Annotated in this window: 15 protein-coding genes; 5 read left to right on the top strand and 10 right to left on the bottom strand. The window is 66.7% G+C overall.

Annotated features, from left to right (window positions below; all coding sequences use genetic code 11):
* Positions 1-129 precede the first annotated feature (129 nt).
* Positions 130-333, top strand: a complete 204-nt coding sequence (locus tag WS54_RS15240; protein ID WP_006477070.1) for a cold-shock protein — start codon at positions 130-132, stop codon at positions 331-333.
* A gap of 98 nt (positions 334-431) precedes the next feature.
* Here WS54_RS15240 and WS54_RS15235 read toward each other — a convergent pair whose 3' ends face one another.
* From WS54_RS15235 to WS54_RS15225, 3 genes are all read right to left on the bottom strand, one after another.
* Positions 432-1,682 (bottom strand): Hsp70 family protein, encoded by a 1,251-nt coding sequence (locus WS54_RS15235; RefSeq protein ID WP_034209816.1) that lies wholly within the window; start codon positions 1,680-1,682, stop codon positions 432-434.
* Positions 1,683-1,869: 187 nt separating this feature from the next.
* A complete protein-coding gene (locus WS54_RS15230) occupies positions 1,870-2,475 on the bottom strand; it encodes a nitroreductase family protein (protein ID WP_034209815.1) in 606 nt (201 codons plus the stop codon).
* 156 nt (positions 2,476-2,631) lie between these two features.
* Entirely contained in the window at positions 2,632-3,915 is a 1,284-nt protein-coding gene (locus WS54_RS15225; protein WP_059780323.1) for an MFS transporter, read from the bottom strand.
* Positions 3,916-4,132: 217 nt separating this feature from the next.
* Here WS54_RS15225 and WS54_RS15220 point away from each other — a divergent pair, with 217 nt between their 5' ends.
* Together WS54_RS15220 and WS54_RS15215 are read left to right on the top strand one after the other, a co-directional pair.
* Complete coding sequence (locus tag WS54_RS15220) at positions 4,133-4,753, top strand: TetR/AcrR family transcriptional regulator (RefSeq protein ID WP_059780281.1); 621 nt, start codon at positions 4,133-4,135, stop codon at positions 4,751-4,753.
* A gap of 76 nt (positions 4,754-4,829) precedes the next feature.
* Complete coding sequence (locus WS54_RS15215) at positions 4,830-5,402, top strand: DUF1415 domain-containing protein (protein ID WP_034209813.1); 573 nt, start codon at positions 4,830-4,832, stop codon at positions 5,400-5,402.
* A gap of 51 nt (positions 5,403-5,453) precedes the next feature.
* Here the strand turns inward: WS54_RS15215 and WS54_RS15210 are convergent, their stop codons facing one another.
* From WS54_RS15210 to WS54_RS33665, 5 genes are all read right to left on the bottom strand, one after another.
* The gene (locus WS54_RS15210; protein ID WP_059780324.1) at positions 5,454-6,344 is read right to left on the bottom strand and encodes a class I SAM-dependent methyltransferase; all 891 of its coding nucleotides are present in this window, start codon (positions 6,342-6,344) and stop codon (positions 5,454-5,456) included.
* A gap of 89 nt (positions 6,345-6,433) precedes the next feature.
* Positions 6,434-7,567 (bottom strand): methyltransferase, encoded by a 1,134-nt coding sequence (locus WS54_RS15205; protein ID WP_034209812.1) that lies wholly within the window; start codon positions 7,565-7,567, stop codon positions 6,434-6,436.
* A gap of 135 nt (positions 7,568-7,702) precedes the next feature.
* Positions 7,703-8,035 carry a YegP family protein gene (locus WS54_RS15200; RefSeq protein ID WP_034209811.1) on the bottom strand — a complete coding sequence of 111 codons (333 nt, stop codon included), beginning with the start codon at positions 8,033-8,035 and terminating at the stop codon, positions 7,703-7,705.
* Between the two features lie 153 nt (positions 8,036-8,188).
* Positions 8,189-8,683 (bottom strand): LEA type 2 family protein, encoded by a 495-nt coding sequence (locus WS54_RS15195; protein WP_059780282.1) that lies wholly within the window; start codon positions 8,681-8,683, stop codon positions 8,189-8,191.
* Between the two features lie 417 nt (positions 8,684-9,100).
* Positions 9,101-9,310, bottom strand: a complete 210-nt coding sequence (locus tag WS54_RS33665) for a hypothetical protein (RefSeq protein ID WP_159086678.1) — start codon at positions 9,308-9,310, stop codon at positions 9,101-9,103.
* Between the two features lie 17 nt (positions 9,311-9,327).
* Between WS54_RS33665 and WS54_RS15185 the strand changes: the two genes are divergently transcribed.
* Entirely contained in the window at positions 9,328-11,496 is a 2,169-nt protein-coding gene (locus WS54_RS15185) for a M1 family metallopeptidase (RefSeq protein ID WP_059780283.1), read from the top strand.
* Between the two features lie 214 nt (positions 11,497-11,710).
* Here WS54_RS15185 and WS54_RS15180 read toward each other — a convergent pair whose 3' ends face one another.
* Both WS54_RS15180 and WS54_RS15175 read right to left on the bottom strand, forming a co-directional pair.
* A complete protein-coding gene (locus WS54_RS15180; RefSeq protein ID WP_034209876.1) occupies positions 11,711-12,739 on the bottom strand; it encodes a transporter in 1,029 nt (342 codons plus the stop codon).
* Positions 12,740-12,951: 212 nt separating this feature from the next.
* A complete protein-coding gene (locus tag WS54_RS15175; protein WP_059780284.1) occupies positions 12,952-13,920 on the bottom strand; it encodes a hypothetical protein in 969 nt (322 codons plus the stop codon).
* A gap of 121 nt (positions 13,921-14,041) precedes the next feature.
* On the opposite strand from WS54_RS15175, the gene WS54_RS15170 reads away from it, so the two are divergent.
* On the top strand, positions 14,042-14,887 hold the full coding sequence (locus WS54_RS15170; RefSeq protein ID WP_034209807.1) for a M15 family metallopeptidase: 846 nt from the start codon (positions 14,042-14,044) through the stop codon (positions 14,885-14,887).
* The last annotated feature ends 179 nt before the right edge of the window (positions 14,888-15,066 follow it).

Genomic DNA, 15,066 nt, shown 5'->3' with positions numbered 1-15,066 from the left:
AGTGGCGAGTGAATTGGTTCTTTCGTAGTTCGCCCATCAACGGTACTCCGGTTGGTCCTATTACCCCTTCCTTGATTTTCCGCACACCATGGGCTTCGGCCCCGTTTTATTTTTTTAGGAACAAGTAACATGGCAACCGGTACCGTCAAGTGGTTCAATGACGCAAAGGGCTTCGGCTTCATCACCCCGGAAGGCGGCGGCGACGATCTGTTCGCGCACTTCTCGGAAATCCGCGTCGAAGGCTTCAAGACGCTGCAAGAAAACCAGAAGGTTGAATTCGAAGTGAAGACGGGCCCGAAGGGTCTGCAAGCTGCGAACATCCGTCCGGTCTAAGCTGGCGCGATCATTCGTGTAAAAAAGCCCCGCTTCGGCGGGGCTTTTTGTTTTTGGGCGCCGGTCATCCTGCATGGCGACCGGTAACCGCCCTCCACTCAGCCGAACAGTCGCTGCGCGTGAATACCGAGACCCGTCGCGACACTCGCGAGGCGATCGCCGAACACCGGCTGCGCATCCGGGAACGCGCCGGCGAGCGCGCCCGACAGGAATGCGAGCCCCGTCGAACCGCCGGTGAAATACAGCGCGCCGACATCGCGCGGCGCAACGCCCGCAAGCCGCACCGTCTCGCGCGCGGCATCGACGATGCGCGCGGTATCGTCCCGGCTCGCGTCGACGAGGCGATCCGCGTCGAACGCGATCAGCAGGTCTTCTTCCACGTCGTTCAGGTCGATCATCGTCTCCCCGCCCGCCGCAACGCCGATCTTCGCTTCTTCCGCGCGCGCCATCAGCGCATGCCCGAGCCGCTGCTCGACCACGCTCGTGAGCCGGTCGTACTGCCGCGGATCCTGGTACAGGTGCTTCATCAGCTTCAGCTCGCCGATCCGCTTCGGCGTGTAGACGGTATTGATCAGGTGCCAAGTCGCGAGATCGAAGTAGATCTTGTTCGGCAGTTCGCGCCCTTCCGGATCGAGCGAACGGTAGCCGAAGGCGGGCAGGATCGCCGCCAGCTCGACACGCCGGTCGTAGTCGGTGCCCGCGACGTGCACGCCGTGGTGCGCGAGCACGTCGTCCTTGCGCTCGAGCCGCGCCATCCGCTGCGGGCCGACGCGCACCAGCGAGAAGTCGGACGTGCCGCCGCCGATGTCGGCGACGAGCACCAGACGCTCGGCGGGCTGGCGCGATTCGTAGTCGAACGCGGCAGCGATCGGTTCGTACTGGAAGTGCACGTCCGCGAAGCCGACCGATTGCGCGGCCGCCTCGAGCTGAGCCTGGGCGAGGCGGTCGGCGCGCGGATCGTCGTCGACGAAGAACACCGGCCGGCCGAGCACCGCGCGGCCGATTGGCGCGCCCGCGCGTGCTTCGGCCTTGCGCTTCAGGTGCGTCAGGAAACGCGCGATGATTTCGGTGTACGCGATCGCACTGCCGTCGCCCAGATCGGTCGTCGTTTCCGCGAGCGGCGAGCCGAGAATGCTCTTCATCGAGCGCATCAGCCGGCCGTCGAAACCGTCGATATAGGAGGCCAGCGCCGCCCGGCCGTACTCGACCGTCTCTTCGTCGTTGTTGAAGAAGATTGCGGTGGGCAGCGTCAGATGGTCGCCCTCGACGGGCGCGAGGCGCATGCCGTCGCCGTCGGGCAGCGCCACGGCGGAATTGGACGTGCCGAAATCGATCGCGCAGTAAGTCATGGGAAGTTGCCGCAGCAGGCCGGCGCGAAAACGGAAAGGACGGGCTTTTTAACATGAAGCCCGCACGATCACAACCGGGCCGGCCACCGGGGCCGCGCAACGGGCACCGGCGGCGGCCGACGCGCGGCGTGGCGCGCCGGGAACATGCGCGGGCAGGATGCGCGACGCCGCCTGCTCGCCTGCAGGATCAGGCCGCCGTGTCGAAGCTCTTCTTCCACGCGCCCGCGTAGACCACTTCGCCGATCGCATGGCGCGTGCGCGGCGCCTTCTCGCGATCGCGCAGCACGGGATCGAGCTTGTCGACGTTGCCGTAGTGGCCGAGCGAGATGATCGACACGATCGCGACGTCCGCCGGAATTGCGAACGCGTCGCGGAACGCCTTCGCGTCGAACCCGCTCATCTGGTGCGCGGCGAGGCCGAGCGCGTGCGCCTGCAGCACCAGCGACATCGCGGCGGCGCCGGCGTCGTACAGCGCGGTCGGCGCCGGCTCGCCCTTCGGCGTCAACGTGTGCGCGGTGACCGCGATCAACACCGGCGCCGGTGCATTCCAGCCCTGGTTGAACGGCACCAGCGTCGCAAACGCACGCTTGAACGCGTCTTCGTCCTGGGTGCGATCGAATACGATGAAACGCCACGGTTGCGCGTTGTACGCGGACGGCGCCCAGCGCGCCGCTTCGAGCACCGCGTGGAGATCGCCGGCGCTGACGGGTTCATCCGAATACGCGCGCGGGCTCCAGCGGCCCGCGATCAGATCGTGAATCGAAACAGTGGTGGGAGCAGGTTTGACGGACATGCGGTTCCTCGCTGATATCGATGAAGGGGCGCGAACGCCCGGCGAACCGCAAGCATACCTGCTTGAGCGACAGCGCGCCCGATGCTGCCGCGCTATGCAAATATCCGTGCGTAAAATGGCCGGCCGCAGCGGGTGCGGCCGGCCGGGCCGCCGCGATCAGGCTGCCTGCGCGGCCGCGCGCGACGGACCGCGGTTGATCCGCAGCACGATCAGCGCGCCGACGATGCACAACGCGCCCGAGATCATCGACGCGATCGTATAAGTGCCGAGGCTCGCGCGCAACAGCCCCGCGCCGAGCGCCGCGAATGCCGCGCCGAGCTGGTGGCCGGCGACGATCCAGCCGAACACGACGGGCGCCGCGGCCTTGCCGAACACGTCGGTCGCGAGCCGCACGGTGGGCGGCACGGTCGCGATCCAGTCGAGCCCGTAGAACATCGCGAACAGCGGTAGCCCGAAGAAATCGATCCCGAACGCATGCGGCAGGTAGATCAGCGACAGCCCGCGCAGCCCGTAATACCAGAACAGCAGCACGCGGTTGTCGTAACGGTCGGACAGCCACCCCGACAGCGTCGTGCCGAACAGGTCGAACACGCCCATCGCCGCGAGCAGCGACGCGCCCTGCACTTCGGTCATCCCGTAGTCGCTGCACATCGCGATCAGGTGCGTGCCGACATAGCCGTTGGTGCTCGCGCCGCAGATGAAGAAGCTGAAGAACAGCAGCCAGAAGTCGCGCGAGCGGCTCGCCGTCAGCAGCGTGCGGAACGCGACCGCGAGCGGGTTCTCCTTCGTCGCATCGGGCGCGGGCGGCGCATCGGCCGGCTCGCCGTACGGGCGCAACTGCACGTCGGCCGGCCGCTCGGGCAGCAGGAACGCGACGAGCGGAATCACGATCGCGGCCGCCACCGCGACGACCAGCACGACCGGCCGCCAGCCGTGGCGCTGCGCGATCGCCGCGAGCATCGGCAGGAACACGAGCTGGCCGGTGGCCGTGCTCGCGGTCAGGATCCCCATCACGAGGCCGCGCCGCGCATGGAACCAGCGCGTGACGAAGGTCGCGGACAGCGTCAGCGCGACGACGCCGGTCGAGCAACCGACCATCAGCCCCCAGATCAGCACCATCTGCCAGCTCTGCGTCATCATCGACGACAGCGCGACGCCCGCGCTCATCGTCACGAGCGCGGTGAGGATCGTCGGGCGCAGCCCGAAGCGCTGCATCGCGGCGGCCGCGAACGGGCCCGTCAGGCCGTACAGCGCGATGTTCACCGAAATCGCCAGCGAAATCGCTCCGCGGCTCCAGCCGAGCTCGCGCTCGAGCGGCACCATCAGCACGCTCGGCGTCGCGCGCGTGCCGGCCGCCGCCAGCAGGATCAGGAATACCACCGCCGCCGCGAGCCATCCGTAATGGAAGCGCCCGCCGATTCGTGTCACTGCCCAGTTCATCTTCATGTTCTCCAGTTGGCGGTTCCGGTGTCGCCGCACCGGCTCCGCCCCAACCAGGCCACCTCCGCCGCACGCTGCATCGGCTGACCCGGGCCGATGCGTGGCAATTTTCCCGTCGATCCGGCCGGCATTGTTACCGGTCGGTCACAAGTGTGTTGCGATCGTAGTTACCAGTCGGTAACATGTCAAGCAATTCATCACGAAGTCGAGGGTCATCATGTCGGACATCGAGGCCGCCAAGCCGCTGGCGCGGCGCACGCGCCGGCCGATCGACGGCGCGACCGCGCAGGAGCACCTGCTGCGCGCCGCCGAGGAGCTGTTTTACAAGGAAGGCGTGCGCACGGTCGGCGTCGAGGCGGTGGTGGAGCGCGCGGGCGTCAACAAGATGAGCCTGTACCGCCAGTTTTCGTCGAAGGACGAGTTGATCCTCGCGTATCTGGAGCGGATGGACGCGTGCTTCTTCGAGCGGCTCGACACGAGCGTCGCGAAGCATCCGGGGCAGCCGAAGGCGCAGTTGATCCAGTACTTCGTCGATCTCGCCGAGCGGGCGACGCAAAAGGACTATCGCGGCTGCCCGTTCGTCAACGTCGCCGCCGAGTTCCCGGATGCGTCGCACCCGGCGCGCGAACGCGTCGCGCAGAACAAGGAACAGCTGATGAAACGGCTCGTCGCGCTTTGCGAAGGCGCCGGCGCGCGACAGCCGAAGGCGCTGGCCGATGCGCTCGCGCTGGTGATCGAAGGCATCTACGCGGCGAGCCAGACCTACCGGCACGGCGAAACGCCGATCGGCATTGCGCCCGCGCTCGTCACGCAGTTGATCGACGCCGCCTGCGCGTGACGGCCGGCGCGCGTTCGTCCCCGGCGCGCCCGCTACAATGCGGCCCTCTTCGCCCTTTCGCCCGACTGGCATCACGATGACCGACACCCGCCCCGACTCGCACGACGACATCCTCGCCGCCACGCGGCACTGGCTCGCGCGCGCGGTGATCGGGCTCAACCTGTGCCCGTTCGCGAAAAGCGTCTACGTGAAGGAACAGGTGCGCTACGCGATCAGCGAAGCGACGACGCTGGAAGACGCGCTCGCCGAACTCGAAACCGAGCTGCGCGCGCTGGAAGCGGCGGACCCGCGGCAGGTCGATACGACGCTCGTGATCTACCCGCATGCGTTCGCCGATTTCGTCGACTACAACGATGCGCTGTTCTTTGCCGAGCGGCTCGTGCGGCAATTGCGGCTCGACGGCGTGCTGCAGATCGCGAGCTTCCATCCGCAATACCAGTTCGAAGGCGCCGAACCCGACGACATCGAGAACTACACGAACCGCGCGCCCTATCCGATCCTGCACCTGCTGCGCGAGGACAGCATCGCGCGCGCGGTCGACGCGTTCCCGGACGCGTCCGCGATCTACGAAAAGAATCAGGAAACGCTACGCCGCCTCGGCCACGAAGGCTGGCGCGAATGGATGCGCCGGCCGGGCGACGACGTGTGACGCGGCGTACAACGCCAGGCGGCGCGGGCGCGATGCCCGCGCGGCCGCACGTCAGCCTTCGGCCGGCTCGACGGCGCCGCCGCCCGCCGCGGCGGCTTGCGCGACGAAGAAGCGCTCGTTGAGTTCGGCGAGCCCGAACATCCCGAGGATCTCGGTCAGCCGCTCGCCGGGCTTGCGGCGCGGCAGGTTCTTGTACTGCGCGATGATCAGCTCGTTCTTCATCGAATGCTCCCAGCCGACCAGCTCGGTCACGCTGACCTGGTAGCCGTGCGCTTCGAGCTGCAGGCAGCGCAGCACGTTGGTGATCTGGCTGCCGAATTCGCGCGTATGCAGCGGATGCCGCCACACCTCGGTCAGCGCATTCGCGAGCGACTTGCCCTTGTTCTTGCGCAGCACGCCCGCGACTTCCGCCTGGCAGCACGGCACCAGCACGATGTGCTGCGCGCGCTTCGCGAGCGCGAAGCGGATCGCGTCGTCGGTCGCCGTGTCGCATGCGTGCAGCGCGGTGACGACATCGACGGTTTCGGGCAGTTGCGGCGACGTGATCGAATCGGCGACCGACAGGTTCAGGAACGACATGCCGCCGAAGCCGAGCCGCGCGGCGAGCTCGGTCGAGCGCGTGACGAGCTCCTCGCGCGTCTCGATGCCGTACACGTGCGACGCGAACGCCGGCGTGCCGTGCCCCGGCTGCTGCTTGAAGAACAGGTCGTACAGGATGAAGCCGAGATACGACTTGCCCGCGCCATGATCGACGAGCGTCACGTCGCCTTTGTCGGCCTGCACGCCGGCGAGCAGCGGCTCGATGAACTGGAACAGGTGATACACCTGCTTCAGCTTGCGGCGGCTGTCCTGGTTCAGCTTCCCGTCGCGGGTGAGGATGTGCAGTTCCTTCAGCAGTTCGACGGACTGCTCCGGACGGATTTCGTGGGTCTTGTTCGACATCGTGAAGCGGCGCCGGGCCACGGTCTGTCGACCACGGCCCGCAGGCGGGAATTCGTGAGGAATGGCGGTAGTTTACCGAAAATACGCGCTCAGGCCCGGACGCCGAGCCGCCACAACGACGTGACCTCGGCGCGACGCGCCGCATGCAGCGGATCGTCGGCGTCCGTCGACTTCGGATGCGCGGGGCGGATGTCGTCGCGGCCGAGCACGACGAGGCCGGCTTCGTCGATCCACTGCAGCAAGGTGTCGCGCGGCCGCAGGCCGAGATGCTCGGCGAAATCGGACAGGATCAGCCAGCCCTCGCCGCCCGGCTCCAGATGCGCGGCCAGCCCGGCGAGGAAACCGCGCAGCATGCGGCTGTCCGGGTCGTAGACCGCGTATTCGATCGGCGCGCTCGGCCGGGCCGGCACCCACGGCGGGTTGCAGACCACGAGCGGCGCGCGGCCGGGCGGAAACAGGTCGGCCTCGACGATATCGACCCGGGCCGCGTGCCCGAGCCGCGCGACGTTCTCACGCGCACAAGCCAGCGCGCGCGGATCCTGGTCGGTCGCGACGATGCGCTCGACGCCGCGCGAGGCGAGCACGGCCGCCAGCACGCCGGTGCCCGTGCCGATATCGAACGCGAGCGACGTCGCCGGCAGCGGCGCACGCGCGACGAGCGTCACGTATTCGCCGCGCACCGGCGAGAACACGCCGTAGTGCGGATGGATCGGCGCGCCGCCGAGCGCCGGGATCGGCACGCCCTTCTTGCGCCATTCATGCGCGCCGACGAGGCCGAGCAGTTCGCGCAGCGACACGACCGACGGCGCACCGCCGGGGCCGTACGCCTCCTCGCAGGCCGCCCGCACGTCGGGCGCGCGGCGCAGCGGGATCGTGTAATCGGCGTCGAGCGGGATCAGCAGCATGCCGAGCGTGCGGGCGCGCTGCGATTGCGCGAGACGATGCAGGTTGAACGCATCGACGCCGGCCGCGGCTTTCGCCTTCTTCGGCTTGCGTTCGACACGGCGCGCCATCGCCTGCACGAGCTGGCGCGCATTCTGGAAGTCGCCCTGCCAGACGAGTGCGGTGCCCTCGCAAGCGAGACGGTAGGCCGCGTCGGCGGTGAGGCGGTCGTCGGCGGACACCGCGCGCTTCGGCGGTTGCACGCCGGCTTCGGAGCGCCAGCGCACGGCATGATCGACGCCGTCGGCGTCGGTCCAGTGGAAAACGGGGGAATCGGTCACGCGAACTCGGTACGGTTGGCTTCAACTGCGGCGAGAATTCACCGCGCGGACCACACCATACCGCGCTTTGCCCGGCCCGGCAAAACAGACGCCGCGACGGCCGCCCGAAAGCGTTCGTCGCGGCGCGACCGTCAATCAGGCGAGATCGAAGGTTTCCGCAACGGGCGCGTCGCGCTTGACGGCCGCGATGCCGTTCTCGCGTGCCTGCTCGCTGCTGTACGTCTCGCTCGTACCGATGACCTGGTGATTGGCCGCCTTCAGATTGAACATGGGCTCACCGTTGTGGGCGAGCTTCCGTTCGTAGCGCGCGTCGAGCGGCGCGTTTTCCCGTACGGACGCGATCCCGTTCCTCGCGCCGCTTTTCTCCTCGTACCGCTCGCTCGCGAGGATGATCTCGCCATTCGCCGACTTCAGGTGAAAGTAGTACTGACCGTTCGTGGCTTTCTTGAGCTCGAATTTTGCCGCCATGGATTTCCCCTAAAAGAACGTCCGACCCTCGGACATCGTCAAGTGTAGGGCCCACGCCGACGAAAATCGATATTCCACGGAGATAAGCGTTAAGTATTGTTAAATGGTGAATATTTAGACACATTTGACCGACGTTGCACACCGACGGACGATCTAGCCGCCCCACCCCGGCATGGTCGGCAGACGCAGCGTGCCCACGTCGCTGAAGTGCACCGTGCCCAGCACGCTGCCCGCGAGCCGGCCGCGCAGCGCATACGGCAGCTCGCCGTTCGCGGCCGCGCCGGGCAGGTTCCACGCCTGCCGCGCGGCCGCGAAAGCCGACACCGAAACCGGCACGTCGAGCACGGCCTCGCCGAACCGCGGCACGGTGCCCGCCCGGTCGCTGACGCCGCTCGCGAACGGCGTGCCGTTCAGATCGAGCGCGACCGAGATGCCGTCGTAGTCGATTGGCGCATCGTTCGGATTCTGCACGCGCAACTTCAGGCTGAAGCGCATCTCGAGGCCCTGCCCGACCAGGGGGTCGAGCCCGACGACCGACACGCGCGCCGGCTCGCGCGTGAGCGCCGCGCAACCACCCAGCAGGAACACGGCGGCGAACAGCAGCAGCACGGCGCGCAACGGCGCGATACGGAACAGGGCTCGCGGCATGGGACGGTCTCCTCGCGGCAATCGGTGAACGGGTTCGTCGCTGCATTGTACCGACCGTGCCGCCCTTCACCGGATTTCGTAGTTTTCGCGATGCCGCAAGATCGTTAATAGATTAAAACTACGAAATTTCCAGCTGAACGGAAAGCGCATTAATGCTTTTCAGCATTCAATGAAGCGCCAGGAATTCAATAGATGCGCTTTCTAATTTTTTCGTTTCCTTTACCCAAAACCATCAAGTATATTTACGCATCCTTGGAGCAAGCCGACAAACCTTGAAGCCGCATGACGGCGCACTTACGGGACGGCGACACGCTGTCCTTCCGTCCTGCGGACTGGCCCGGCCAGCCCCGTAGGTCGTCGGTTCAAAGGGATTGCGCGCCCGCACCGGGCGTGCGGCCCCGTGTCGTGCGCGCGAAATCAATTCAGTACAACACGCGCCCGGCCATTTTGAACCGGCCAGTTAAACGAAATCCGGAAATTCAGAGGGGGCAGTAAACCATGATTACCTTCACGTAGTCGGCCGCCGTCTTTTTCGAATAATCCGTCATTGGCATTTTTTCGCTGTTGATTAAACGGCGAGGGGATTGCTTTTGCCGGCGTTTTCGCAGCACTGAACGATTCTTTCAACAATCGAGGATTCAGTCATGTCGATTCATATTCGCAAGATGCGTTATCTGCCGCTCGTCGCCGCACTCGCGCTCGCCGGGTGCGGCGGCGACGACAGCGGTGCGGGCTCCGCTTCCGCGCTCAGCTCCGCCGGCGCGCCGCACACGGGCTCGTCGCCCGCCGTCACCGCGCCGCCGAGCGCATCCAACGTCGACAAGAGCGTGCAGCCCGTCGAACTGCCCGACACCGTGGTGCCCGTGAACTACCGGCTGTGGTTCCGCCCGAACGAAGCGCTGAACGCGTTCGACGGCCGCGCCGACGTCGAGATCAAGGTGCTGAAGCCGGTCAACAACATCGTGATCGCCGGCCACCGGATCAAGTTCACCAATGGCCGCATCACGCTGCAGCCGGGCAACATCCAGCTGATCGCAACGCCGCAGGACAAGGGCGACTTCTATCAGTTGCGCCCCGCCGCCGGCACGATCGCGCCGGGCAACTATTCGCTGCACATGGAGTGGTCGGGCATCATCAACTTCAAGTCGTACGACGATCCGGTCAACCACACGGGCGGCAGCTGCGGCGACGATCCGTATCCCGGCTGCTCGGCCGCGGAAGGCGTATTCCGCGTCGACCTGAAGGGCACCGACGGCAAGACGAGCGGCGCGATCCTCACGCAGGGCGAAACCAACCTGTCGCGCCAGTGGTTCCCCGGCTGGGACGAGCCGGCGTTCCGGCCGACCTATGAAGTGACGGCCGAAGTGCCGCAAAGCTGGCGCGTCGTGTCGAACGCGGCCGAGAAGCCGTCGACCAACGTCGGCGGCGGCTACAAGCTCGTGCAGTTCGAGAAGACCCCGCCGATGCCGTCGTACCTGCTGTTCTTCGGCGGCGGCATGTTCGACACCTACGAGGACGACTTCACGAGCCCGCTGCCGGGCGGCAAGGGCGGCCTGCACCTGCGCGTGTTCACGCCGCCGGGCATGAGCGAGTGGGCGAAGCCGGCGATGGACCGCACCAAGCAGGCGCTCGACTTCTACTACCGCTACACGGGCATCCCGCTGCCGCTCACGAAGTTCGACACGGTGGCCGCGAACGACGCGTTCAAGGAGCAAAAGGACCTGAACTTCGGCGGGATGGAGAACTGGGGCTCGATCCTCGAATTCGCCGACGACATCCTCCCGCAGCCGGGCCAACCGATGTCGCACTACGGCAACGAAGTGCTGACGCACGAAGTGGCGCACCAGTGGTTCGGCGATCTCGTGACGACCGACTGGTGGGACAACGTGTGGCTCAACGAATCGTTCGCGACGTTCTTCGAGACGAAGACCACGATCCAGTTCTTCCCCAACGAGTTCAGCTGGCTCGACCAGGTGAAGAACAAGTACCGCGTGATCAATCGTGACATCGGCCCGAACGCGTTCCCGGTCGCGCCGAACTTCAACGACTGGGCGTCGAACGACTTCGTGCTGAGCGCCAGCGCGTTCACGTACGACAAGGGCGGCCACGTGCTGAAGACGCTCGAGAACTATCTCGGCGAGCAGACCTTGCGCAAGGGGCTGCAGCAGTACCTGGTCGACTACTCGTTCGGCAACGGCACGCCGAAGCGTCTGTGGGATGCGCTGTCGAAGGAAAGCGGCCAGGCGGTCGGCCCGATCGGCGACAGCTACGTGCGTCAGACCGGCGTGCCGCTGATCTCGCTCGACACGCAGTGCGACCTGACGAAGAACCAGACGGTCGTCACGCTGAAACAGCAGCCGTTCCCGAACAAGAACGCGTATCCGGGCCTGCAGTGGACGGTGCCGATCACGCTCGCGTACGGCCAGGGGCTCGCGAAACGCACGACGCTCGCGCTGAAGGATACGCAGGCACAGACGCGGATCGACGGCTGCACGGGCGTGGTCGCCGATCCGAGCGGTCTCGACTACTACGTCGTGAACTACAGCGACGCGGCCTGGAGCGGGCTGCTCACGCAGGTCAACAGCTCGACCGATCCGGTGCTGCTGGCGAACCTGAAGAGCGAAGCCGCGCTGCTCGTCGCGAACAACCTCGCGCCGGCCTCGCGCTCGACGTCGATCGGCTCGGTCGCTTCGCCGGCCGCGATGAAGCTGCGCCAGACGCCGACCTTCGGCGGCATCGAACCGGTGACGAAGGAACGCCCGGCACGGCAATACCAGGGCATCTTCCGGCCGCGCAAGGTAGTGACGCAGTAACGGTGCGACTCCGGCCGGCGCCGCGCCACCCGCGGTGCCGGCCGGCGTACCGGTTTCTCCGACCTGTTGACGGGCCTCGCATGCGAGGCCCTTTTTTCATCGGCGGCGCCTCTGCCCGCCGTCCCGCCCACGCGGCGTTCCCGCGCCGGCTGCGCGAACCGCGCGGCGAAACGCGCTGCTGCGTCGATGCGTCGATGCGTCGCCCGATGCCGCGCTAGCGATCGTCGCGGCGCCGGAACGCCCACCACGCGGCCAGCGCGGTGAAGCCCGCGACGAGCAGCACCATCAGCCAGAACCCGTGCTTGTTCTCCGAGAACGGCACGCCGCCGACGTTCATCCCGAAGAAGCCCGCGACGATGTTGATCGGCAGCGCGATCACGGTGACGAGCGTCAGCGTGAACAGCGTCCGGTTGTTCTGTTCGTCGAGGCGCGAGCCGATCTCTTCCTGCAGCAGCTTGATGCGCTCGTTGAGTCCCGCCAGGTCGGCGAGCACCAGCGAGAATTCCTCGGTCGACTCGCGCAGCTCCTGCACGTCCTCCGTGTGCAGCCACGCGGGCGGCTTCGCGAGCAGCCGGAAGATCGACCCGGGCTCCGGCGCGAGCATGCGTTGCAGGCGCGTCAGCGTGCGGCGCATCGCACCGAGCTCGATGCGGTTCGACGTGAGCCGCTGCGACAGGAAACGATCCTCGATGCGGTCGACGTCGACGCTCGTGCGCCGCATGATCTGGATCAGCAGGTCGGCCTGGTCGCGCAGCAGGTGCACGAGCAATTCCGCGGGCGACCGGAACTGCTCGCCGTCGCGCACGCACGCGCGCAGCGTGTCGACCGAGCGCAGCGGCTTGAGCCGCGCGGTCACCATGATGCGCCGTTCGACGTGGACGAACAGCGTCGCGATCTCCGACGGCGTGAGCTCGAGATTGAACATCACGTCGTTGACGATCGCGCGCAACGCGCCGTCCTCCTGCTCGATGCGCGTCGAGCGCGAGCCTTCGTGCAGGAATTCGAAGAAGCTGTCGGGCAACCCGAGATGCGTGCGCATCCAGCGCTCGCTCGCGCCATGCGCGAGATTGAAATGCAGCCAGACGAAATCGTCCGACGCGGCCGCGCCGTGCTCGCGGCACGTGCGCAACCACGCGGCGGCCGCGTCGGCATCGAGCATCGTGCCGGCGCCGCCCGGAACGAAGCGGAATCCGCACACCATGCCGGACGTATCGGCGCCGTAAGTCTGTACGATCAGGTCCATCGTGTCGAAGGTCGTGCGGCGCGCGCCGCGCCGCACATCGCGGGTCGCGGGCCCGCGCCGGGAAAAGAAAGGAAACGTATGCCCGACGGGCGTGACGCGTTCGTGACACCGTCACGCGGCATCATACCGGCGGTCGCTCCATGCCCCAAAAACAACGCGCCGCCCAGTGGGCGGCGCTGACAGGAAAGACCTCGCGGCGTGCGCGGCACGCGTTACTGCCGCGTCTCCGACTGCGCGGCGCTCGGACACGCGGGGTCCTTGCCCCAGTGGCCGTCGCAGACGCGCCAGCGGCACAGCTGATCCTCGAAGAAACCGCGCTCCGAACACTCCTTCACGCGCGACGCCAGCGAGCCGCCGGTCGCCGCCGCCGTCTTGGTCGGCACCGCCTGCCCCTTCTGCGCGGCGAGTTTCTTGTCGGCCGGCTTCGTGCGCGCGACGAGCGCGGCGAGCAGATCGGCATCCGGATCGTCCTTCCCGGCCGCCTTCGCGGTTCGGGTCGGCGTCGCGTCGCGGCGCTTCTTCGCCTGCGCGAGCTCGGCCTGCTGTTCCTTGCGATGCTTGCGGGCTTCGGCCTTCGTGTCGGCCTTCGCATCGGTCTTGCCGTGCGCGGCGACCTTCGTGCCCTTCGACGCGTCGGCCTTCGCGGTCTTGGCCGTCGCCGCCGCGGCGGCCGCCGTTGCGGCTGCGCCGGCGGTGGCCGCGCCCGATGCGTCGTCGGCGCCGTTGGCAAGCGCACGCGACAGGCGGCCGGTGTCCGCGGACGCAGTCGAAGCAGACGCAACGGCCTGGGACGCCGAATCGTCGTTGACGATCGTGGCCGGTTGCACGGCCGATGCGGCGGACGCGCCGTTCTGCGCGACCTGCGCGGCGCCGCCGCTGGCCGGTGCGGCCTTCTCCGGCGCAGCCGCCGCGGGTGCCGGCGCGGCCGCGACGACCGCGGGCCGTTCGCCCGACGACTGCTGCATGCGCCACGCGCCCCAGCCGCCGACGGCCACGACCAACGCCACCACGGCGGCGATCGGCGCCTTCAGCGAACGGCGCGGCGGCTCGGCGGGCGGCGTGACACGCCCTTCCAGATCCGCGAGAATGCGCGACTGCCGAGGTCCTCCCTCGCCTGCCGGTTTGGTATCGGACAGCAGGCTGGGCGGAGTTTTCGAATTTGAATTTTCCGGCGCACTCATTCAGCGTCTCATTGAATCCTGGTTTAATTCACCGCGATAATATAGCCCGGCTTCTCGAAGCAGCCTGATTCTAAGAGCAAGCATTGCAAAACACAATCAATTCCAATTTCCGGGGATTTCGTTGATTGCCGTCGCACTCGTCGCCTATTTCGCCCTTGCCGTCGCCGTCGCGGCACTGTTGCTTTTACCGGGTATCCGCGCGACCGTTTTCGAATCCGTCGCCCAGTTTCACGGCCGCCTTACGCGTCGTGCGAACGATCGCGCCGCGCGCACGCGGAGTCAGATTGTTAAATCGGCAAGCGCGACGCGCGGCGCATTAAGCGATGTGCAAAATTTACTGATTCGGCGACGCTTGATGATTATGGTATCGGCAGGTATTCTTGCGACGCCGCCATTGGTCGCCATTGCGTTACGCGGCCGGCAATTGTTCCAGTACGACGACACGGCGCGCGTGCCCGACGAGAAAATCGCCGCGCTGCTGCAGGGCGAGCAACTCGTGCCACCCCCGCCGCTGCCGCCGGAAGTCTTCGCCACCAAGGAGGTCGAGCAGGTCCGCCCGGCGCTGAAGGATGCGAGCCGCGACTGGAATCTGCTGGACCCGGATTTCCGTACGCGTTTGCTGCTGGTCTACAAGATCATGCACGAACAGCACGGTTATGAAATGGCGTTGCTGGAAGGTTACCGGAGCCCGGAACGGCAGAACCGGCTGGCGCAGATGGGCAGCAACGTGACCAACGCGGCAGCCTTCCAGAGTTATCACCAATTCGGGCTGGCGGCCGATAACGCATTCCTGCGCGACGGCAAGCTGGTCATTTCCGAGAAAGATCCGTGGGCGATGCGCGGCTATCAGTTGTACGGCCAGGTCGCCGAGCAAGTCGGCCTGACCTGGGGCGGCCGATGGAAAATGATGGATCTCGGGCACGTGGAATACCATAAACCCGGTTTTAAACTGGGACGCGGCAGCTAGCCAGGGCTGCCGGACAAGAAATAATGAGGGCGGCATGGGGCTTTTTAATCACCCGGCAGGAAACGATTTGAGCGGCGCAAACAATCGGGCATTCCGGTGCGCGATTTTTTCCGGCCGCCGCTTCCGTTTTAAATCTCACAGCGTCCTTTCGTTAATGCGCGCGCCTTCTCCGATGCCGC

This window comes from Burkholderia sp. NRF60-BP8 (genome assembly GCF_001522585.2).
Classification (GTDB): Bacteria; Pseudomonadota; Gammaproteobacteria; order Burkholderiales; family Burkholderiaceae; genus Burkholderia.
The sequence above is the reverse complement of the archived record's forward strand: the minus strand, read 5'-3'. Positions and strand labels throughout refer to the sequence as shown.